The organism is Nocardia sp. NPDC059195 (genome assembly GCF_042754695.1).
Lineage (GTDB): Bacteria > Actinomycetota > Actinomycetes > Mycobacteriales > Mycobacteriaceae > Nocardia.
In genome coordinates, this window is record NZ_JBHZBG010000016.1 from 96791 (window position 1) to 111859 (window position 15069).

A 15069-nucleotide genomic window follows, 5' to 3' on the forward strand; every position below is an offset into this window, starting at 1 on the left:
ACGCCGATATCCGGCCGTCTGGTGTCGTCGGCCTCGGTGCGATCGGTGTCGCGGCTCGGCCGTCATGCCGGTGCGGTTTCTGTCGCGGCCAGATGGCTGATCAGCGTGTCGACGGTGACGGTTCCGGTGTAGGTGCCGGTGTTGTCGACGACGACGGCGGAGGCGGTGCGTTCGGTGAGAAGCGCGGCCAGTGCGTCCTGGAGAGTGGCGTCGGCGGGCAGGGTGGTGCCGATCGGGGTGCCGAGCTCGTGCAGCGAATCCGCGTGGGCGAGTTCGCCTGTCGTGACCCGCCGGAGTGGGCGGCGCTGTGCGTCGAGGAGGATGCCCCAGGTTCGGCCGGCCTCGCGCAGGGCCGTGGTGAGGGCTGTGGGAGTGGCGCTCTCCTCGACGGCGATGCCCTCGTCCAGGTCCATGTCGGCGAGGACGGTGAGGCCGAGTCGGTCGATGGTGGCGGTGGCGCCCACGAAACCGGCGACCGTTTCGTCGGCGGGGGCGGCCAGGATCGCGGCGGGGGTGTCGTACTGCAGGATGCGGGAGCGGTCGCCGAGGACGGCGATGCGGTCGCCCAGCTTCACCGCTTCACCGAAGTCGTGGGTGACGAAGACGATGGTCTTGCCGAGTTCGCTTTGCAGGCGGAGCAATTCGTCTTGCAGCAGCCCGCGGGTGATCGGATCGACCGCGCCGAACGGTTCGTCCATGAGCAGGACCGGCGGGTCGGCCGCCAGCGCTCTGGCCACACCGACGCGCTGCTGCTGTCCGCCGGAGAGCTGGCGGGGGTAGCGGTTGCGGTAGGTGTCGGGATCGAGGCCGACGAGGGTGAGCATGTCGTCGGTGCGTTCGGCGATCCGGCGGCGGTCCCAGCCGAGCAGGCCGGGCACCGTGGCGATGTTCTTGGCGACGGTCATGTGCGGGAACAGTCCGGCCTGCTGGATCGAATAGCCGATGCCGCGGCGCAATTCGTCGGCGTCGATCGCGCCCGCGTCGCGACCGCCGATGGTGACGGTGCCCGAGCTGGGTTCGATCAGCCGGTTGATCATCCGCATGGTGGTGGTCTTGCCGCAGCCGGACGGACCGACCAGCACCACGATCTCCCCGGCCGGGATGGTCATGGAGACCTCGTCGACCGCGGGTTCTGGCTGTTCGGGATAGCGTTTGGTGACCCGGTCGAGGACGATCTCGACCCCGGAGACCGCGGCGGCCGTCGCCGTCTTGGTGGTTTCGATGTCAGTCACGAATTCCCCTCGGAATAGTGAGCCGTCCGAGCAGAACCAGGACGCCGTCGAGTGCGAGTGCGAGCACGACGATGAGGACGGTGCCGGTGAGCGTCTGCGGCACCGCGTTCGGGCTACCGAGCCGCCCGAGGCCGGAGATGATCAGGTTGCCGAGACCGGGGCCCTTCGCATAGGCCGCCAGTGCCAGGATGCCCATGATCATCTGGGTACTGACCCGCATTCCGGTGAGAATGGACGGCCAGGCGAGGGGCAGTTCGATCTTGGTCAGCAGGCGCAACCGGTTCATGCCGACACCACGCGCGGCATCGGTCACCGCCGGATCCACCGACGACAAGCCGAGCACCGTATTACGCAGGATCGGTAGCAGCGCGTACAGCACCAATGCCACGATCGTCGGCCCGACACCGAGCCCGAGGAACGGAATCAGCAACCCGAGCAACGCGAACGAGGGCACGGTCAGAATCGCCCCCGCCGTCGCGGTAGCGGTCGCGGACCCGAGCGGACTCCGGTACACCAGCACCCCGAGCGCCACCGCGATCACGGTCGCCAGCACCAGCGACTGCACCACCGCCGACACATGCAGGTAAGAATCGACCAGCAACTGCTCGCGCCGGTTCACCACGAACGACCACAACGCGTCCAGGGTTCCACCTCCCCCGTCGTTCGGCGGCCACCTACGGCCCTGCTCCGCGGAGTGCCCACCCCGAACCGGATGAAACATCCCATCCCCACACCCACCGCATCACCGATACGGCGAATCTGCCTGTGCGAAACCATGTTTCACCGGCGGGATCATCTTACGCCCGCAAACGAGCTCGTGCGGCGATTCGGGACTCACCGCACTACCGACGACCTCTCGCCGCATCACCGGCACCCGGTTGTCGCGCCCACAGCCACCCTCGGCCCCCGCGCTCGTCACGTCACCGACCCGGTGCCGTGCGCTCGCGGTCATCGCCTGCGCACGGCCTCGACATCGCTCGGGTGTACCTCCCCGGTCCGCACGGTGCTCATCGATCGGTCTGCGACAGTGCGGCTTTCACCACGGAGAAAGCCGTAGACGAGCTGTATCCGCGGCGGGCGAGCATGTCGACCAGGCGGCGAGTGGCCTTCGCGCGGTCCAGATCCGCGGGCATGGCACGGAGCTTGCGACGGACCAGGTCGATCGCATCGTGTTCGTCGCCAGGAGTCGGGCGGCCGGCCGAACGACGGGCAGTATCCGATTCGGCTGTATCGCTGAAGGTTTCACCGGTGTCCGCCGAACCAGCACCGCGCGACATCGAGCGGCGTGTCCGCCACGGGCCGCCTGCCTCGTCGGTTCGGGCTGCCTGCTCGCTCACCGAGGCAGCGTGAGCGGGGCGAGGCGGGGTGCGTTCGAACCCCGCTTCGTCCAGTTCCGCGGTGGCGACGGCGAAAGCGGTGGACTGGTCGTAGCCGCGGCGGGCGAGCATGCCGACGAGTCGGCGGACTGCCTTGTCGCGGTCCAGGTCTGCGGGCAGGGTGCGGAGTTTGCGGCGGACCAGGTCGGCGGCGCGAGCGTGTTCGGCATCGTCGGTGACCATCGACAGCGCCTGTTCGGCATCGCCGGGGGCGACGCCCTTCTCGCGCAGCTCGCGCTGGAGGGCCCTTTTGCCTCGGCCGGAGTAGGTGTGACGTTCGTGCACCCACTGCTCGGCGAAGGAGGCGTCGTTGATCAGACCCACTTCCACGAACCGTTCGAGGGCGGCCGCTGTCACCTCTAGGCGGAACCCCTTCTCGCCGAGGCGTTTCTCCAGTTCGGCGCGGCTGCGAGCACGCACCGAGAGCAATCGCAGGCACACGTCCTTGGCTTGTTCCAGGGTCGCATCGGGACGGTCGCCCGGGGCGAGCCGGCGTGTGCCGGCCCGCCTGTCGGGCTCTCCCGGCTGGGATCCGGCCGCCACCGGATCCGCCTGCCGTCCGTCGTCACCACCGACGACGGTCGACAGGGAGACTTCGTCGCGCCGCGCGGACTTGCGTTCGCGTCGGGCGCCGCGGGGCCGTCGCCGACCCTCGCTCCCCCACTCTTCATGATCAACACCAACCCGCGCAGCGGAATGCGGTGGTTTGTCACCATCGGTGAATCCGGTCGGGTGCGCGCGCTGCGGATCGCCCGCACCCGACCGAATCCTCTTCGCGTCCGGATCGGCTCGTTTGTCGCGAGCCGATCGGACGAGATCATCGCCCGCCCCCCTGCCGCGACCCACCGCGGGCGGCAGCACCGGCTCCGGGGAGACCTCGATTCCGAGGCGAGCCAGCTGTCTGCGCATCTGTTCGACCGGGTCGGCCGAATCGCGGTGGCCGCCGGGGTTCGGCGTGGTCATCGGCTCAGAAGTCGGCGGGCGCGTCGGCCTCGGCGGTCAGTACGGCGCCGATGCCCAGCTTCTCCTTGATCTTCTTCTCGACCTCGTCACGCACGTCGGTGTTCTCCAACAGGAACTTGCGGGCGTTCTCCTTGCCCTGGCCCAGCTGGTCGCCCTCGTAGGTGTACCAGGAGCCGGACTTGCGGATGAAGCCGTGCTCGACACCCATGTCGATGAGCGAGCCCTCCTTGGAGATGCCCTGGCCGTACAGGATGTCGAACTCGGCCTGCTTGAACGGCGGGGCGACCTTGTTCTTGACGACCTTCACGCGGGTGCGGTTACCGACCGCGTCGCTGCCGTCCTTGAGGGTCTCGATGCGGCGCACGTCCAGGCGGACCGAGGCGTAGAACTTCAGCGCCTTACCACCGGTGGTGGTCTCCGGCGAGCCGAACATGACGCCGATCTTCTCGCGCAGCTGGTTGATGAAGATGGCGGTGGTGCCGGAGTTGCTGAGGGCACCGGTCATCTTGCGCAGGGCCTGGCTCATGAGGCGGGCCTGCAGGCCGACGTGGCTGTCGCCCATCTCGCCTTCGATTTCCGCGCGCGGCACCAGGGCGGCGACGGAGTCGATGACGAGGATGTCGATGGCGCCGGAGCGCACCAGCATGTCGGCGATCTCCAGGGCCTGCTCACCGGTATCGGGCTGGGAGACCAGCAGTGCGTCGGTGTCGACACCCAGCTTGCGGGCGTAATCGGGGTCTAGGGCGTGCTCGGCGTCGATGAAGGCGGCGACACCGCCCGCGGCCTGGGCGTTGGCGACGGCATGCAGCGCGACGGTGGTCTTACCCGAGGATTCCGGGCCGTAGATCTCCACGACGCGACCGCGCGGCAACCCGCCGATACCGAGCGCGACGTCGAGCGCAATGGAGCCGGTGGGGATGACGGCGATCGGCTGACGGGTCTCTTCACCAAGACGCATGACCGCGCCCTTGCCGAAGCTCTTCTCCACCTGCGCCAGTGCCAGTTCCAGCGCTTTGTCGCGATCGTAGGCCTGCGGTGCCATGATGTGTGCCCCTTCTCGAGGTGAGTGTCTCTCTGGTTGGCGCCCACAGTAGAGGCCGGCACCGACAAGTTCTGGCGCCCAGGTTAGTCGAACACCCATTCGAGTCAAGCGACGCGCCCACCAACACGCGAAGCAGCCGCTCAGACCAGCAATCCGGGAGCGAAACCAGCCGTCAGTGCTGCGGCAGCACCGAGTCGTCGCCCTCGGCGCGTGGCCCGAAGATCCGCCGCTGCGCTTGCTCGATCCGCACATCGTTGATGCTGGCCTCACGCCGCGCCATCCGCCCGTCCGGCGCGAACTCCCACTGCTCGTTGCCGTAGCTGCGCCACCACTGCCCCGACTCGTCGTGCCATTCGTACTGGAAGCGCACGGCGATGCGGTTGTCGTGGAAAGCCCACAGATCCTTGCGCAGCACATAGCCGTTCTCGGCCGACCATTTACGGGTCAGGAAGTCGACGATGGCGGCGTGGCCGGTGAAGAATTCGTCGCGGTTGCGCCACACCGAATCCTCGGTGTACGCCGCGGCGACCCGTTCGGGGTCCCTGGTGTTCCAGGCATTTTCGGCGGCGAGCACCTTCGCGCGGGCGGACTCGAGGTCGAAGGGTGGCAGCGGTGGTCGCATGGCGGGAAGCCTTTCGGTGTGATCAGGGGTTGTTCGGGGAGAGCTCGGGCGGCCCCCAGCGCACAGCGAGCGCGCCGGGGCGTTCGAGCACCTGCTCGACGGTGAAATCGACGGCACACTGCGCGCCTGCGGTGAATGCCGCCGTATCCCAGACTAATTCGGCACGGCCGGTGAGCTGGAGCAGCGCACCGGTCGACCAGTCGGCGACGAGCAACCCGCAGCGGGGTTGCACGGCGAGGTTGCCCAGGGTCATGAACATCGAGTTGCCGCGATAGTCCGGCCAGCGCAGTCGGGTCGGCGAAAGAACCTGCAGGAAACCGGGATTGCCGCCGCGGTGCGAGGCGTCGGCATGCCCGTCGCCATCGGCGGTGGCGACGAAGAACATATCGGCGGCACCGATCGTCTCGACCGCGGCGGTGGTCAGCGCCGTACCGCGTGAGACCGGGCCGGGCGCACCGACCGGCGCCACCTCCCGAATCTGCCTGCGCGAGATGTATTTCGGGCAGTTCGCGTAGACCTGCTCGGTGCGGATCCGCAGCCCACCCGCCCGTGCCGCCGCCGTGCCGTTGACGCGCATCCGCCGACGGCGCTGCGGCTGCAGCGCGATCAACCCGACCTCGACCTCACTCGACAGCGCCACCGACAGCGGATCGGCGCCGTAGGGGAGCGTGTCGATGTCGATGGTCGTGTCACCGACCGCGTGCACGAACCCGGCCGGACCGGCGAGCGGACTCGCCCACAGGCGCCCGGCCGGATCGGCGGCGCCGAGCACCACCATCGACTGCTCGGCCAGGAAGGACGCGGCGACCGCCGGAATCCCGGTACGGATCGAGCGACCGACCCTGGCAGCCGCCGCTGCCTGCCCCATACGGTGCTGCACCGCGAGCTCGCCGGAGTGAAACATCCTCGCCCTCCCGGTCGATGACGTGAAATTGGCTACGGGTCAGAAGAATCCGCACGTCGGGGCGGGCCCGGCCGGTGCGGGTGCGGTGCCGGTGCCCAGCGGGGCGAAGACCTCGAGCCGAATGCCATCGGGATCGGCGAAGAAGATGCCACCGGAGGACGCCCCCTCGCCGTGGGCGACCACACCGTCGTGGAAGAACTCGGCATCGACCGCACGCAGCGCCGACTCGACGACGCGCACCGTGTCGAGGTCGTCGACCTGGAACGACAGGTGATGCAGACCGGGTGTGCTGGTGGAGAATTCGCCGCTGCTCTGCTGCCACAGCGTGAGCACCAGCGCACCGCCCCGACCGAGGAAGGCCCAGCGCCGATCACCGTCGGCGCCGCTGCCGAGCTGTTCGAAGCCGAGGCCACGGCGGTAGAAGTCGACGGAACGGTCGAGGTCGGCGACGTTGAGTCCGATATGGCCGGTGGCGAGCACAGGCGCGGTGACGGTGGTCATGGTTTCCTCCCGGATGTAACTGTCTATCGATAATTGAATAGTTAGAACATAGAATGGGGTCACCCACTTCGTCAACCCTTGAAACACTTTTAAACAGTTAGGAGGGTCGTGTTGATAGCCTCGGGCATGCGCGATCCCCGTCCGCACACCGGCGAACCCCCCGCTCTCGACCTGCTCAACACCCGGTGGGCGGGCGCCGAACCCGGCGATCTGCTCGCCGATCTCGACGGGTTGCGCACGTGGCTGGAGCTCATCGGGCTCGCCGATCGGGTACCCGTCGACGACCACGCTCTCACCGCGCTGCACACCGCGCGCGATGCCGTGCACGACGCCGTCACCCGGGCCGATCACACCGCGCTGAACCGGGTTCTCGAGCACGGGCGCATCCGCCGCGAACTCACCGACGAGGGCCCCCGCGACATCCCAGAGGTCGACGACCCGGCGTGGTTACCCGGCTGGCTCGCCGCCGACAATCTGCTCCACCTGATCGCCGAGGCACCGCATCGGATCCGCCAGTGCGCGCACCCCGATTGCGTGCTGTTCTTCTACGACACGTCCAAGAACGGCACCCGGCGCTGGCATTCCATGGCGACCTGCGGCAACCGCACCAAGGCCGCGCGCCACTACGCCAAGACCAGTTGAGAAGCGGACCTCAGAACAGTTCGTCGAGCAGCCGGTAGTAGTCGAGCGCGGTGCGATCGGGTTCGGTCAGGCCATAGGCGGTGTAGAACGCCGCGACGGCCTCGGCGCCGAAGTCCCCGGCCAGGTCGCGCTCGGCCAGCGCCAGGTCGCGATAACGATCGCCGCGACCCAGCGCCGCGACATCGATCAGCAGGCCGCCGGCGAGCACATTGCCCGGTGTGAAGTCGCCGTGCGTGACGACCAGGTCTTCGGTGGCCGGGCGCCGTTCCCGGAGTCGCGCGAGGATCATCGCAGGTGTGAGATCACGGTGATCGTCGTCGAAATCCGCTGCGTCGACGAAACCTTCGACCACGGTGCGGTGTGCCCGCGCCAGGGTAACATCGAGACCACCGTCGAAGGGGCACTCCGCCACCGGAAGGTCGTGCAACGAACGCAGGGTCTGACCCAGCTGCGTGCCGATCGCGGCGACTTCGGTCGAATCAGCTTCTCCGGCAAGTGATCCGACCCCGGCATCGGCGAGCACGAGGACGTCCTCGGCGAACGCGACCACCTCCGGCACCGCGATCCCGTTCTCACGCAACCAGGTCAGCCGCTCGTACTCGGCCACCGCCCGCGGGCCACGCTTGATCCAGTACCCGCCCGACCGCACAAGATTCCCGTCCCGGCCCTCGTGCTCGTCCGACCATGCGGGCACCGGCCCGAGCAGGGTCTCGATCGCCGACGGGAGCGGCAGGGCCAGCTCGTCGAGGTGGTCGAGGGCCGCGCGGGTGGATTCGATGAGCTCGGAATCGCCGTCGGCCACCCGCAGCCGCATGGCCTCCATGAGCAGCGCACGCGCCTCCTGCGGCCGGTGCTGTTCGGCCAGCGATTTGCCCAGGTGGTGGGCAGCGAAGGAGACGAGGTCGGGGTCATCGAGCGCGCGGCTGGCGTGCAGGGCCCGGCGGTACAGGATCTCGGCGTGCGACGGTTCGCCCTGGTACCGGTAGACATCGGCCAGGTTGATCCAGACGGTGATCCGGCGCCGCTCGGTATCGGCCAGTTCGAGGGCCTGATCGAGCCGGTCGAGGGCCTGGTCGTAACGCCCGAGCAGCATCAAGGCGATGCCGAGCCTGCGCAAGCCGGGGAAATCGGCGGGGTCGGCGAGGGCGACCCGGGCCGCGAGGGTCTCGGCGTCGACCGGGATCATCCGCAGCCGCTCGTCGAACCGATACGGTCGGATGTCCGAGTTCTGCGCTGTCACGGCCATTTCCTGGTCACCACCGGTTCGGAGGTACATCGAAGTCGGCACACAGCGCCCGCCACACGTCGCGTGGGTCGACACCACTGTCGATCGCCACCGCCCCCGTGCGCCCCAGTTGGGGTATCACGTGATCGGTCAGCATGGCGTCGGCGCGCGCCACGCCGAACTCGGTGTGCATCAGCTCCTGGAATTCGGTCAATCGCACGTTGCCCAAGATACTCGCGCCGGGCGACTGCCGACAGGGCACCGCTCGCCCAGCACCCGGCAGTATCCGCGGCGACCGGCGACGGCGACACCCAGGATTGTCCGAGCGGGCTCCTGCGCAGTTCCCCAGTGGGCGCGAGCGACGTACTACCGCTTCGCGGCGTCGTGACAGACCTGGACCGGGTTCTCGACCGCTGCCAGACCGGCGGCGGCATGGCGAGCCGCTTGGGCGTAGGCGGGGTCGTCGAGAACTTTCCGCACCGCGGCGCCGACCGCCTCGGGCGTGAGCGGTCGCACGAGCACCGAACTACCCTGCCGCACAGCGCGATTGGCGAGTTCCCACTGGTCACCGCCGCCGGGGACGGTCACCACCGGCACACCGGCGGACAGGGATTTCGCGAGCAGGCCGTGTCCGCCACCACCGATGACCACCGCGGCGTGGGTGAGCAGTTCGTCCTGGCGGCCGAGGCCCGCGGTGGCCCAGCCGGGCAGGTCCGCAGGTGGGGTGTCCAGGGTCGAGATGGCCGCGCGCACACCGAGTTCGGCCAGGCCGGATACGACGACGTCGACCATGTCGGCGACGCCGGTGTGCGCGGTCGAGGGCGCCACCATCACCAGCGGGGCGTCGCCGGGGGGCAAGGGGAGCACGGCGTCGGTGGGTTCCCACAGCAGCGGTCCGACGACGTGGGTGTCGGCGGGCCAGTCGGGGCGGTCCATCTCCAACGCGGGCAGGGTCGCGACCAGGCGCGCGGCGGGACCGGGGTCCTCGGCGGGCAGCCCGATGGTCTCGCGGGCGGCGGAGCGCTGGCGGTGCCCATTGCGAACCGCGCGCGCGGTCATCGTGCGCAGGACACCGTCGCGCATGCGGCCACGCACACCCTCCCCCGGCGCCAGGCCACTTCCGATCGGCGGCAGGGCTTTCGACGGCAGGTAGAGCGGGTGCGGTGACAATTCGACCCACGGCAACCCCAGCCGCTCGGCCGCCATCCCGCCGCCCGCGGTGAGGACATCGGAGACGATCAGGTCCGGCAGCATCGCGCTGAGTTCGGGCAGGTTCTCGGTGGCGATATGGGCGGCGCGATCGTGGATCCGGGCACCCGCGTCGGTGTCGTCGTCGGTGGGGCGCGGTGCGAGACCCTTGAGCTTGCGCACGCTGATCCCCGCCGAGCGTGCCGGGTCGAGCCATCTCGGCCCGGTGAACAACACGGGCTCGTCCCCCGCGGCCAGCAATCGCAGACACAACGCGATCGCGGGAAACGCATGCCCTGGATCGGGCCCGGCCACCACAGCTATTCGCATCCGCCCACCCTGCCATATCCCCAGGCCGTGCCCACCTCGGACGAGGCGAACTCATGGTTTCTGCGCTACGTTGACCGTCGCAACACCGCGTCGAGCGAAACCGGAGCGAGCACATGCGTCCCCCGAGGATCGACACCGTCGAGGATCTGTTCGCGCTCCTCGAGCAGTGCGCCGGTGCCTGGGACACCGCTGACCGCACCGGCGACCCCGTCGACATCCTCGATCACGATCGCCAGTGCGCGCAGTTGCTGCGCCACGACTTCCCCGATGACGAAGAACTCCAGGTCGCAGGTCTGCTGCACGACATCGGCCACGTCCTGGTCCCCGGCGACGACGCCGGCCACGGCAGGCACGGCGCCGAGGCCGTGCGCGGGCTGCTCGGCAATCGGGTGGCCCGCCTGATCGAGCTGCATGTCACCGCGAAACGTTTTCTGGTGGCAACGGATTCAGCACACGAGGCCGCATTGTCGGCGTCGAGTCAGCGCACACTCGTCGCGCAGGGCGGGCCGATGACACCCGCCGAGGCCGATTCCTTCCGCGCGGACCCCGACTTCACCGCCGCCTTGGCGCTGCGCAGGGCTGATGACGCGGGCAAGGTGGTCGGCCTGCGAGTCGCGCCACTGCAGGACTGGCGACCTCTTGTCGAACGCGTCGCGGCGCGGGGGCTCCGACACCGGCCGAGCCCAGCACGGGCAACCTCTTCCGTTGCACCACTTCATCATCGGCATCAGTGATCGAACGGGTGGCCGCCCGCCGATCAGCCGGCGAAGGTGAACAGTTCGAAGCCGACCGCGTGCTCGGCGGGGAACCCTTCCTTCGGACCCGTTGCGAACGTGACGATTTCGCGCACCTGCTCCGCCACCGGCACCGGGCTCAGCACCTGCAGATACCGCCGATGCGCCGACAGCGACGCGCGCGCCTGCTCCAGCTGCGCGCTCACATCGACGGCGTGGGTCGCGCCAGGGCCGACGACGGCCGCCCAGCGCGCCGACCACGGCGGCAGGTCGGCGAGTTCGGGGAAAATCCATTCGTTGCCCGCGTCGGAGATCGCGTCCATCGCCGATCGGCCGACAGCCCGGTGATCGGCACTGTTGACCATTCCCGGCGCCCAGGTGTCGCCGAAGTTGAACAGCACCACCATCTCCGGGCGGTGCCTGCGCAGTGCGGCGGCCAGTTCGCGGCGCAGGGCGAGGCCTTCCTCGATGCGGCCGTCGGGATGGTCGAGGAATTCGACGGTGTGCACGCCGACCTCGCGGGCGCCCGAGATCTCCTCGATCTCCCGCAACGGCGCGGCCTGCGCGGGCGGCATCCCGGCGATCCCCGCCTCACCACGCGTGACGAGCAGATAGCGAATATCTTTTCCCTGTCCCGTCCAGCGCGCGACGGCCGCAGCGGCGCCGTATTCGATGTCGTCGGGGTGCGCGACAATCACCAGTCCGCGCTGCCAGTCCTCGGGTACCTGTTCCACCCCGCCATGCTAACCACAGACGGCTAACTGATCGGGGTCTTGTCGCTCCCCGAGATCGCCTTGTACAGCAGGTACAGGCCGGTACCGATCGCCCCGATCACCAGGATCGGCATCAGCGCCTCGAGCAGCGCGCCGAGAATCCAGAACGCGATCACCGCAACCACGACGATGCCGATGACTTTCAGAACCATGATGTGACTCCTCGCCAGCTCTACGACCGCTGTCCAGCGATCCGATATCTTCGATGCTCCCATCTCGCGAGCAATAGATCACCAGGTCAGCACCAATATCCGGGTGTAGATCAGGGTTCACCCCGAGACCGGCACCGAGGTACCGGGCTACCGTGATCGGCATGGATTACTTGGCGTTGCTCTGCGCGAAGCTCACCGCCTTCGGCGAGCTCATCACTCCTGACACCGATCTCGCCGCGCCCGTGCCGTCCTGCGGCGACTGGACGTTCTACGACCTCGCCGACCATGTCGGGCGCGGCAATCTGTGGGTGATCACGGCGGTGGCCGAGTTGCGCGGCGATTTCGACGGCGAGCCCGCACCGAAAGATCGCGCGGCCCTGCGGGAGTGGTACGAGTCGACCGCCGACGCCCTGGTGACCTCGCTGTCGGCCGACGAAGACCAGCAGGCCTGGACCTTCACCCGCACCATGCCGCGCACCGTCGGCTTCTGGCGGCGCCGTCGCGCCCACGAGACGCTCATGCATCTGTGGGACGGTCAGAATGCTCTCGGCAAGGCCGACCCGTTCGACCCTGATCTCGCTGTCGACGGCATCGACGAGGTATTCGAACTGTTCGCGCCCCGGATGATCCACCGCGGCCTCGCGGTCGAACCGGAGGTGGCACTGCGGTTGCGAGCCACCGACATCGAAGGCGGTTGGACCTACGGCCCCGGCGAGCCGGTCGCCGAGCTCGCGGGCACCGCGTCGGACCTGCTCCTGGCCCTGTGGGCACGCAAGTCCGGCGACGACCAGGAGTTCGCCTGGGACGGCGACCGCGCCGCGGGTGAACGAGTACTCAGCGGACCACTCGTTCCGTAGGCAAACGACTGACGACGAGCCGGACAAACGCCCATAATCGGGGCTCACTGCGCGTAGGAGGACTTCTATGGAACCCATCGTCACGATCACGAGCGGCGCGGTCCGCGGCCACACCGAGGCCGGCGTAACCCGCTTCCTCGGCGTGCCGTTCGCGGCGGCACCGGTCGGGCCGAAACGATTCCAGCTGCCCGAGCCCGCGCCCGCCTGGGACGGGGTACGTGACGCGACCCAGATGGGCGCCACCTGCGCGCAGTCGCCGTATCCCGCACCGATCCACGCCCTGCTCGGCAGCGACGGTATTCCCGGCGACGAGTACCTCAACGCGAATGTGTGGACGCCCGACACCGCCGCTTCGGGGCTGCCGGTGCTGGTCTGGATTCACGGTGGCGCGTTCGTCCGCGGGTCCAACGCGCGGGCGATCTACGACGGGACCGCGTTCGCGCGCGACGGTGTGGTCATGGTGGGGATCAACTACCGCCTCGGCGTGTCGGGATTCGCCGAGATCGCCGGCGCACCGTCGAATCGCGGTCTGCACGACCAGATCTTCGCGTTGCGCTGGGTGCGCGAGAACATCGCCGCCTTCGGTGGCGACCCGGACAATGTGACGATCTTCGGTGAGTCCGCGGGCGCGATGAGCGTGGCGGCCTTGATCGCCGCCCCGCAGACCGCCGGGCTGTTCCGCCGGGCGATCATGCAGAGCGGCAACGGTGCGGTCGCCGCCGATCCCGAGGACGCGCGCAAGGTTTCCGCCGCGCTGGCCGCGGAGCTCGGAATCTCGCCTACCGCAGAAGATTTCGGAAAACTCGGCCCGGACGAACTGCGCGCCGCACAGAACGCCGTCGCGCTGGCCGTGATGACCGATCCCGACCCCGAGCGGTGGGGCCGATCGGTGATCCAGTTGGGCGGCGGCATCATGAGCCTGTTCCCGGTGACCGACAACGACATCGTCGAAGGCCCACCGACCGAGGTCCTGCGCGCGCATCCGAACCGCGCGGTCCCCCTCATCGCGGGCACTACCGCCGACGAGTTCCGCTTCTTCACCGTCCCCGCCGGCCTCGCCGCCGCCATCACCACCGACACTCTCCCCTTCGTCCTCACCCGCTACGGCATCGATCCCGCGGTCGCCCAGACCTATTCGACCGAGCGCCCCGACGCCACCCCCGCCGAGATCTTCAACGCCATCCTCACCGATATGAGCTTCCGCGCGGGCACCTACGATTTCGCCGAAGCCAACGCGACAACCGCCCCCACCAACGTCTACGAATTCGCTTGGCCCACAGCCCTTCCCGGCCTCGGCGCCTGCCACGTCCTGGAAGTCCCCTTCGTCTTCGACACCATCGACGACGCCCACTCCCTCACCGGCCCCACCCCACCGCAGTCCCTGGCCGACGAAATCCACGCCGCCTGGGTGTCTTTCGCCACCGACGGCACCACCGGCTGGGCACCGTTCACCGCCGACGAGAAGAACGTCCGCATCTTCGACACCCCCGAGTCCGCCACCGTCACCGACCCCCGCGCCGGGGAACTCGCGGCCCTGCGCGAGGCCGTGACCCCTGCCTGACCTCCGGTCGGCACGCCGCGTCCAGGACCGGCGTGCCGACCGAGCTGGACCCGAGGGTGCTAGCGGGCGGAATCCGTTCCACCGGCGAACAAGTCGGTGCCGTGGTCGGCCATTTCGGTGAGGGCCTGGGCCCAGCCGTCGAGGCGGTCGGCGGCTTCGCGCAGGTCGGCGACGATGCCGTTGAACTGGTAGGCCAGGACCGAGTCCTCGGGGACCGCGAGGATGCGGGCCGCGGCGGCGACCAGTTGTTCGTATTCGACCACGCCGGTGTCCAGACGGGTGAGTACGCCGGCGACGGTGGTCTTCAGCGCTGCCACGGTGTCGGGATTGGCGCGGCCGACGGTATCGGCGGCCTGTTCCATCGCGACCACGTCGGCGGCGAGCGCGTGCAGGGCGGCCGCACCGGAGCGGGCCGTCTCGAGCAGGTCGCGTAGTTCGTCCTCGGGGAGACGGCGGGTGCGCGCGATCTGGGCACCGAGGTCGTAGAGCGCCCGTTCGGCGCGGATCAGGCGCTGGATGGGAGCGCGCGCGGCCGATCGCAGGCCGGGCGATTTGCGGGCGACGAACGCCGCCTGGGGCAGGGGTTTGCCGCGCAATTCCAGATAGCGGCGGGCGGTGAGCGCGGTTCCGGTGACGAAGGCGACGGCGCCACCACCGATCACCACGACCGCCCAGGCCGGCGCCGAGATCACCGCAAGCCCGACCGCGCCGACCGTGGTGATGCCGGAAACGGTGCCCAGCTGGAAACTGCGCCTGCGCACCCGGCGCCGACGGCGCAACTCACGTTCGCGCGGGTCGGCCCAGCGCCGCACCGCGACCATGGCCTGCTCACCGACCCCGCGCAGGGTCGCGGGCACCGAGCCTGCCATCGCGGCCTGCGCGAGCGCCGCCGGATCCACGATCTCGGCACGTTCGCGCCGCATTTTCCCGCTCATCGCCTGTCCTTCCCCCGGGTGCCGGTCGTCGC

The 15069-nt window shown here is 69.2% G+C and carries 17 protein-coding genes and 1 pseudogene; 4 read left to right on the plus strand and 14 right to left on the minus strand.

Annotated features, from left to right (window positions below; genetic code table 11):
* Positions 1–62: 62 nt before the first annotated feature.
* From ACFXKN_RS20965 to ACFXKN_RS21000, 8 genes and pseudogenes are all read right to left on the minus strand, one after another.
* The gene (locus ACFXKN_RS20965; protein ID WP_378944456.1) at positions 63–1232 is read right to left on the minus strand and encodes an ABC transporter ATP-binding protein; all 1170 of its coding nucleotides are present in this window, start codon (positions 1230–1232) and stop codon (positions 63–65) included.
* Positions 1225–1875, minus strand: a complete 651-nt coding sequence (locus tag ACFXKN_RS20970; protein WP_378946163.1) for an ABC transporter permease — start codon at positions 1873–1875, stop codon at positions 1225–1227. Before ACFXKN_RS20970 ends, ACFXKN_RS20965 begins: the two co-directional genes overlap by 8 nt.
* 364 nt (positions 1876–2239) lie before the next feature.
* Positions 2240–2509: a hypothetical protein gene (locus ACFXKN_RS20975; RefSeq protein ID WP_379433664.1), complete on the minus strand. Its 270-nt coding sequence runs from the start codon at positions 2507–2509 to the stop codon at positions 2240–2242.
* Between the two features lie 111 nt (positions 2510–2620).
* Positions 2621–3067, minus strand: a pseudogene (locus ACFXKN_RS20980) (regulatory protein RecX); the annotation flags it as partial.
* 508 nt (positions 3068–3575) lie between these two features.
* Positions 3576–4613, minus strand: a complete 1038-nt coding sequence (gene recA, locus ACFXKN_RS20985) for a recombinase RecA (RefSeq protein WP_067460620.1) — start codon at positions 4611–4613, stop codon at positions 3576–3578.
* A 172-nt stretch (positions 4614–4785) separates the two neighbouring features.
* Positions 4786–5235, minus strand: coding sequence for a nuclear transport factor 2 family protein (locus ACFXKN_RS20990; protein WP_378944451.1), 450 nt, complete (start codon positions 5233–5235; stop codon positions 4786–4788).
* Positions 5236–5257: 22 nt separating this feature from the next.
* Complete coding sequence (locus tag ACFXKN_RS20995; RefSeq protein WP_378944447.1) at positions 5258–6139, minus strand: pyridoxamine 5'-phosphate oxidase family protein; 882 nt, start codon at positions 6137–6139, stop codon at positions 5258–5260.
* Between the two features lie 39 nt (positions 6140–6178).
* Positions 6179–6640 carry a VOC family protein gene (locus tag ACFXKN_RS21000; protein ID WP_378944442.1) on the minus strand — a complete coding sequence of 154 codons (462 nt, stop codon included), beginning with the start codon at positions 6638–6640 and terminating at the stop codon, positions 6179–6181.
* A 126-nt stretch (positions 6641–6766) separates the two neighbouring features.
* Between ACFXKN_RS21000 and ACFXKN_RS21005 the strand changes: the two genes are divergently transcribed.
* Positions 6767–7282: a CGNR zinc finger domain-containing protein gene (locus ACFXKN_RS21005; RefSeq protein WP_378946159.1), complete on the plus strand. Its 516-nt coding sequence runs from the start codon at positions 6767–6769 to the stop codon at positions 7280–7282.
* Between the two features lie 10 nt (positions 7283–7292).
* Here the strand turns inward: ACFXKN_RS21005 and ACFXKN_RS21010 are convergent, their stop codons facing one another.
* From ACFXKN_RS21010 to ACFXKN_RS21020, 3 genes are all read right to left on the minus strand, one after another.
* On the minus strand, positions 7293–8528 hold the full coding sequence (locus ACFXKN_RS21010) for a phosphotransferase (RefSeq protein WP_379433640.1): 1236 nt from the start codon (positions 8526–8528) through the stop codon (positions 7293–7295).
* Between the two features lie 7 nt (positions 8529–8535).
* Positions 8536–8727 carry a DUF3046 domain-containing protein gene (locus ACFXKN_RS21015; protein ID WP_378920194.1) on the minus strand — a complete coding sequence of 64 codons (192 nt, stop codon included), beginning with the start codon at positions 8725–8727 and terminating at the stop codon, positions 8536–8538.
* Between the two features lie 146 nt (positions 8728–8873).
* Positions 8874–10025, minus strand: a complete 1152-nt coding sequence (locus tag ACFXKN_RS21020) for a glycosyltransferase (RefSeq protein ID WP_379433641.1) — start codon at positions 10023–10025, stop codon at positions 8874–8876.
* Between the two features lie 113 nt (positions 10026–10138).
* On the opposite strand from ACFXKN_RS21020, the gene ACFXKN_RS21025 reads away from it, so the two are divergent.
* Positions 10139–10759, plus strand: coding sequence for an HD domain-containing protein (locus tag ACFXKN_RS21025; RefSeq protein WP_379433642.1), 621 nt, complete (start codon positions 10139–10141; stop codon positions 10757–10759).
* A 23-nt stretch (positions 10760–10782) separates the two neighbouring features.
* Here ACFXKN_RS21025 and ACFXKN_RS21030 read toward each other — a convergent pair whose 3' ends face one another.
* A complete protein-coding gene (locus ACFXKN_RS21030; protein ID WP_379433643.1) occupies positions 10783–11493 on the minus strand; it encodes a PIG-L deacetylase family protein in 711 nt (236 codons plus the stop codon).
* 23 nt (positions 11494–11516) lie between these two features.
* The gene (locus ACFXKN_RS21035) at positions 11517–11684 is read right to left on the minus strand and encodes a hypothetical protein (RefSeq protein WP_378944417.1); all 168 of its coding nucleotides are present in this window, start codon (positions 11682–11684) and stop codon (positions 11517–11519) included.
* Between the two features lie 161 nt (positions 11685–11845).
* Here ACFXKN_RS21035 and ACFXKN_RS21040 point away from each other — a divergent pair, with 161 nt between their 5' ends.
* Both ACFXKN_RS21040 and ACFXKN_RS21045 read left to right on the plus strand, forming a co-directional pair.
* Complete coding sequence (locus tag ACFXKN_RS21040) at positions 11846–12541, plus strand: maleylpyruvate isomerase family mycothiol-dependent enzyme (protein WP_379433644.1); 696 nt, start codon at positions 11846–11848, stop codon at positions 12539–12541.
* Between the two features lie 67 nt (positions 12542–12608).
* Complete coding sequence (locus ACFXKN_RS21045) at positions 12609–14102, plus strand: carboxylesterase/lipase family protein (RefSeq protein WP_379433645.1); 1494 nt, start codon at positions 12609–12611, stop codon at positions 14100–14102.
* A 59-nt stretch (positions 14103–14161) separates the two neighbouring features.
* On the opposite strand, the gene ACFXKN_RS21050 is transcribed toward ACFXKN_RS21045, so the two are convergent.
* Positions 14162–15037 (minus strand): hypothetical protein, encoded by an 876-nt coding sequence (locus tag ACFXKN_RS21050; protein ID WP_379433646.1) that lies wholly within the window; start codon positions 15035–15037, stop codon positions 14162–14164.
* Positions 15038–15069: the final 32 nt, after the last annotated feature.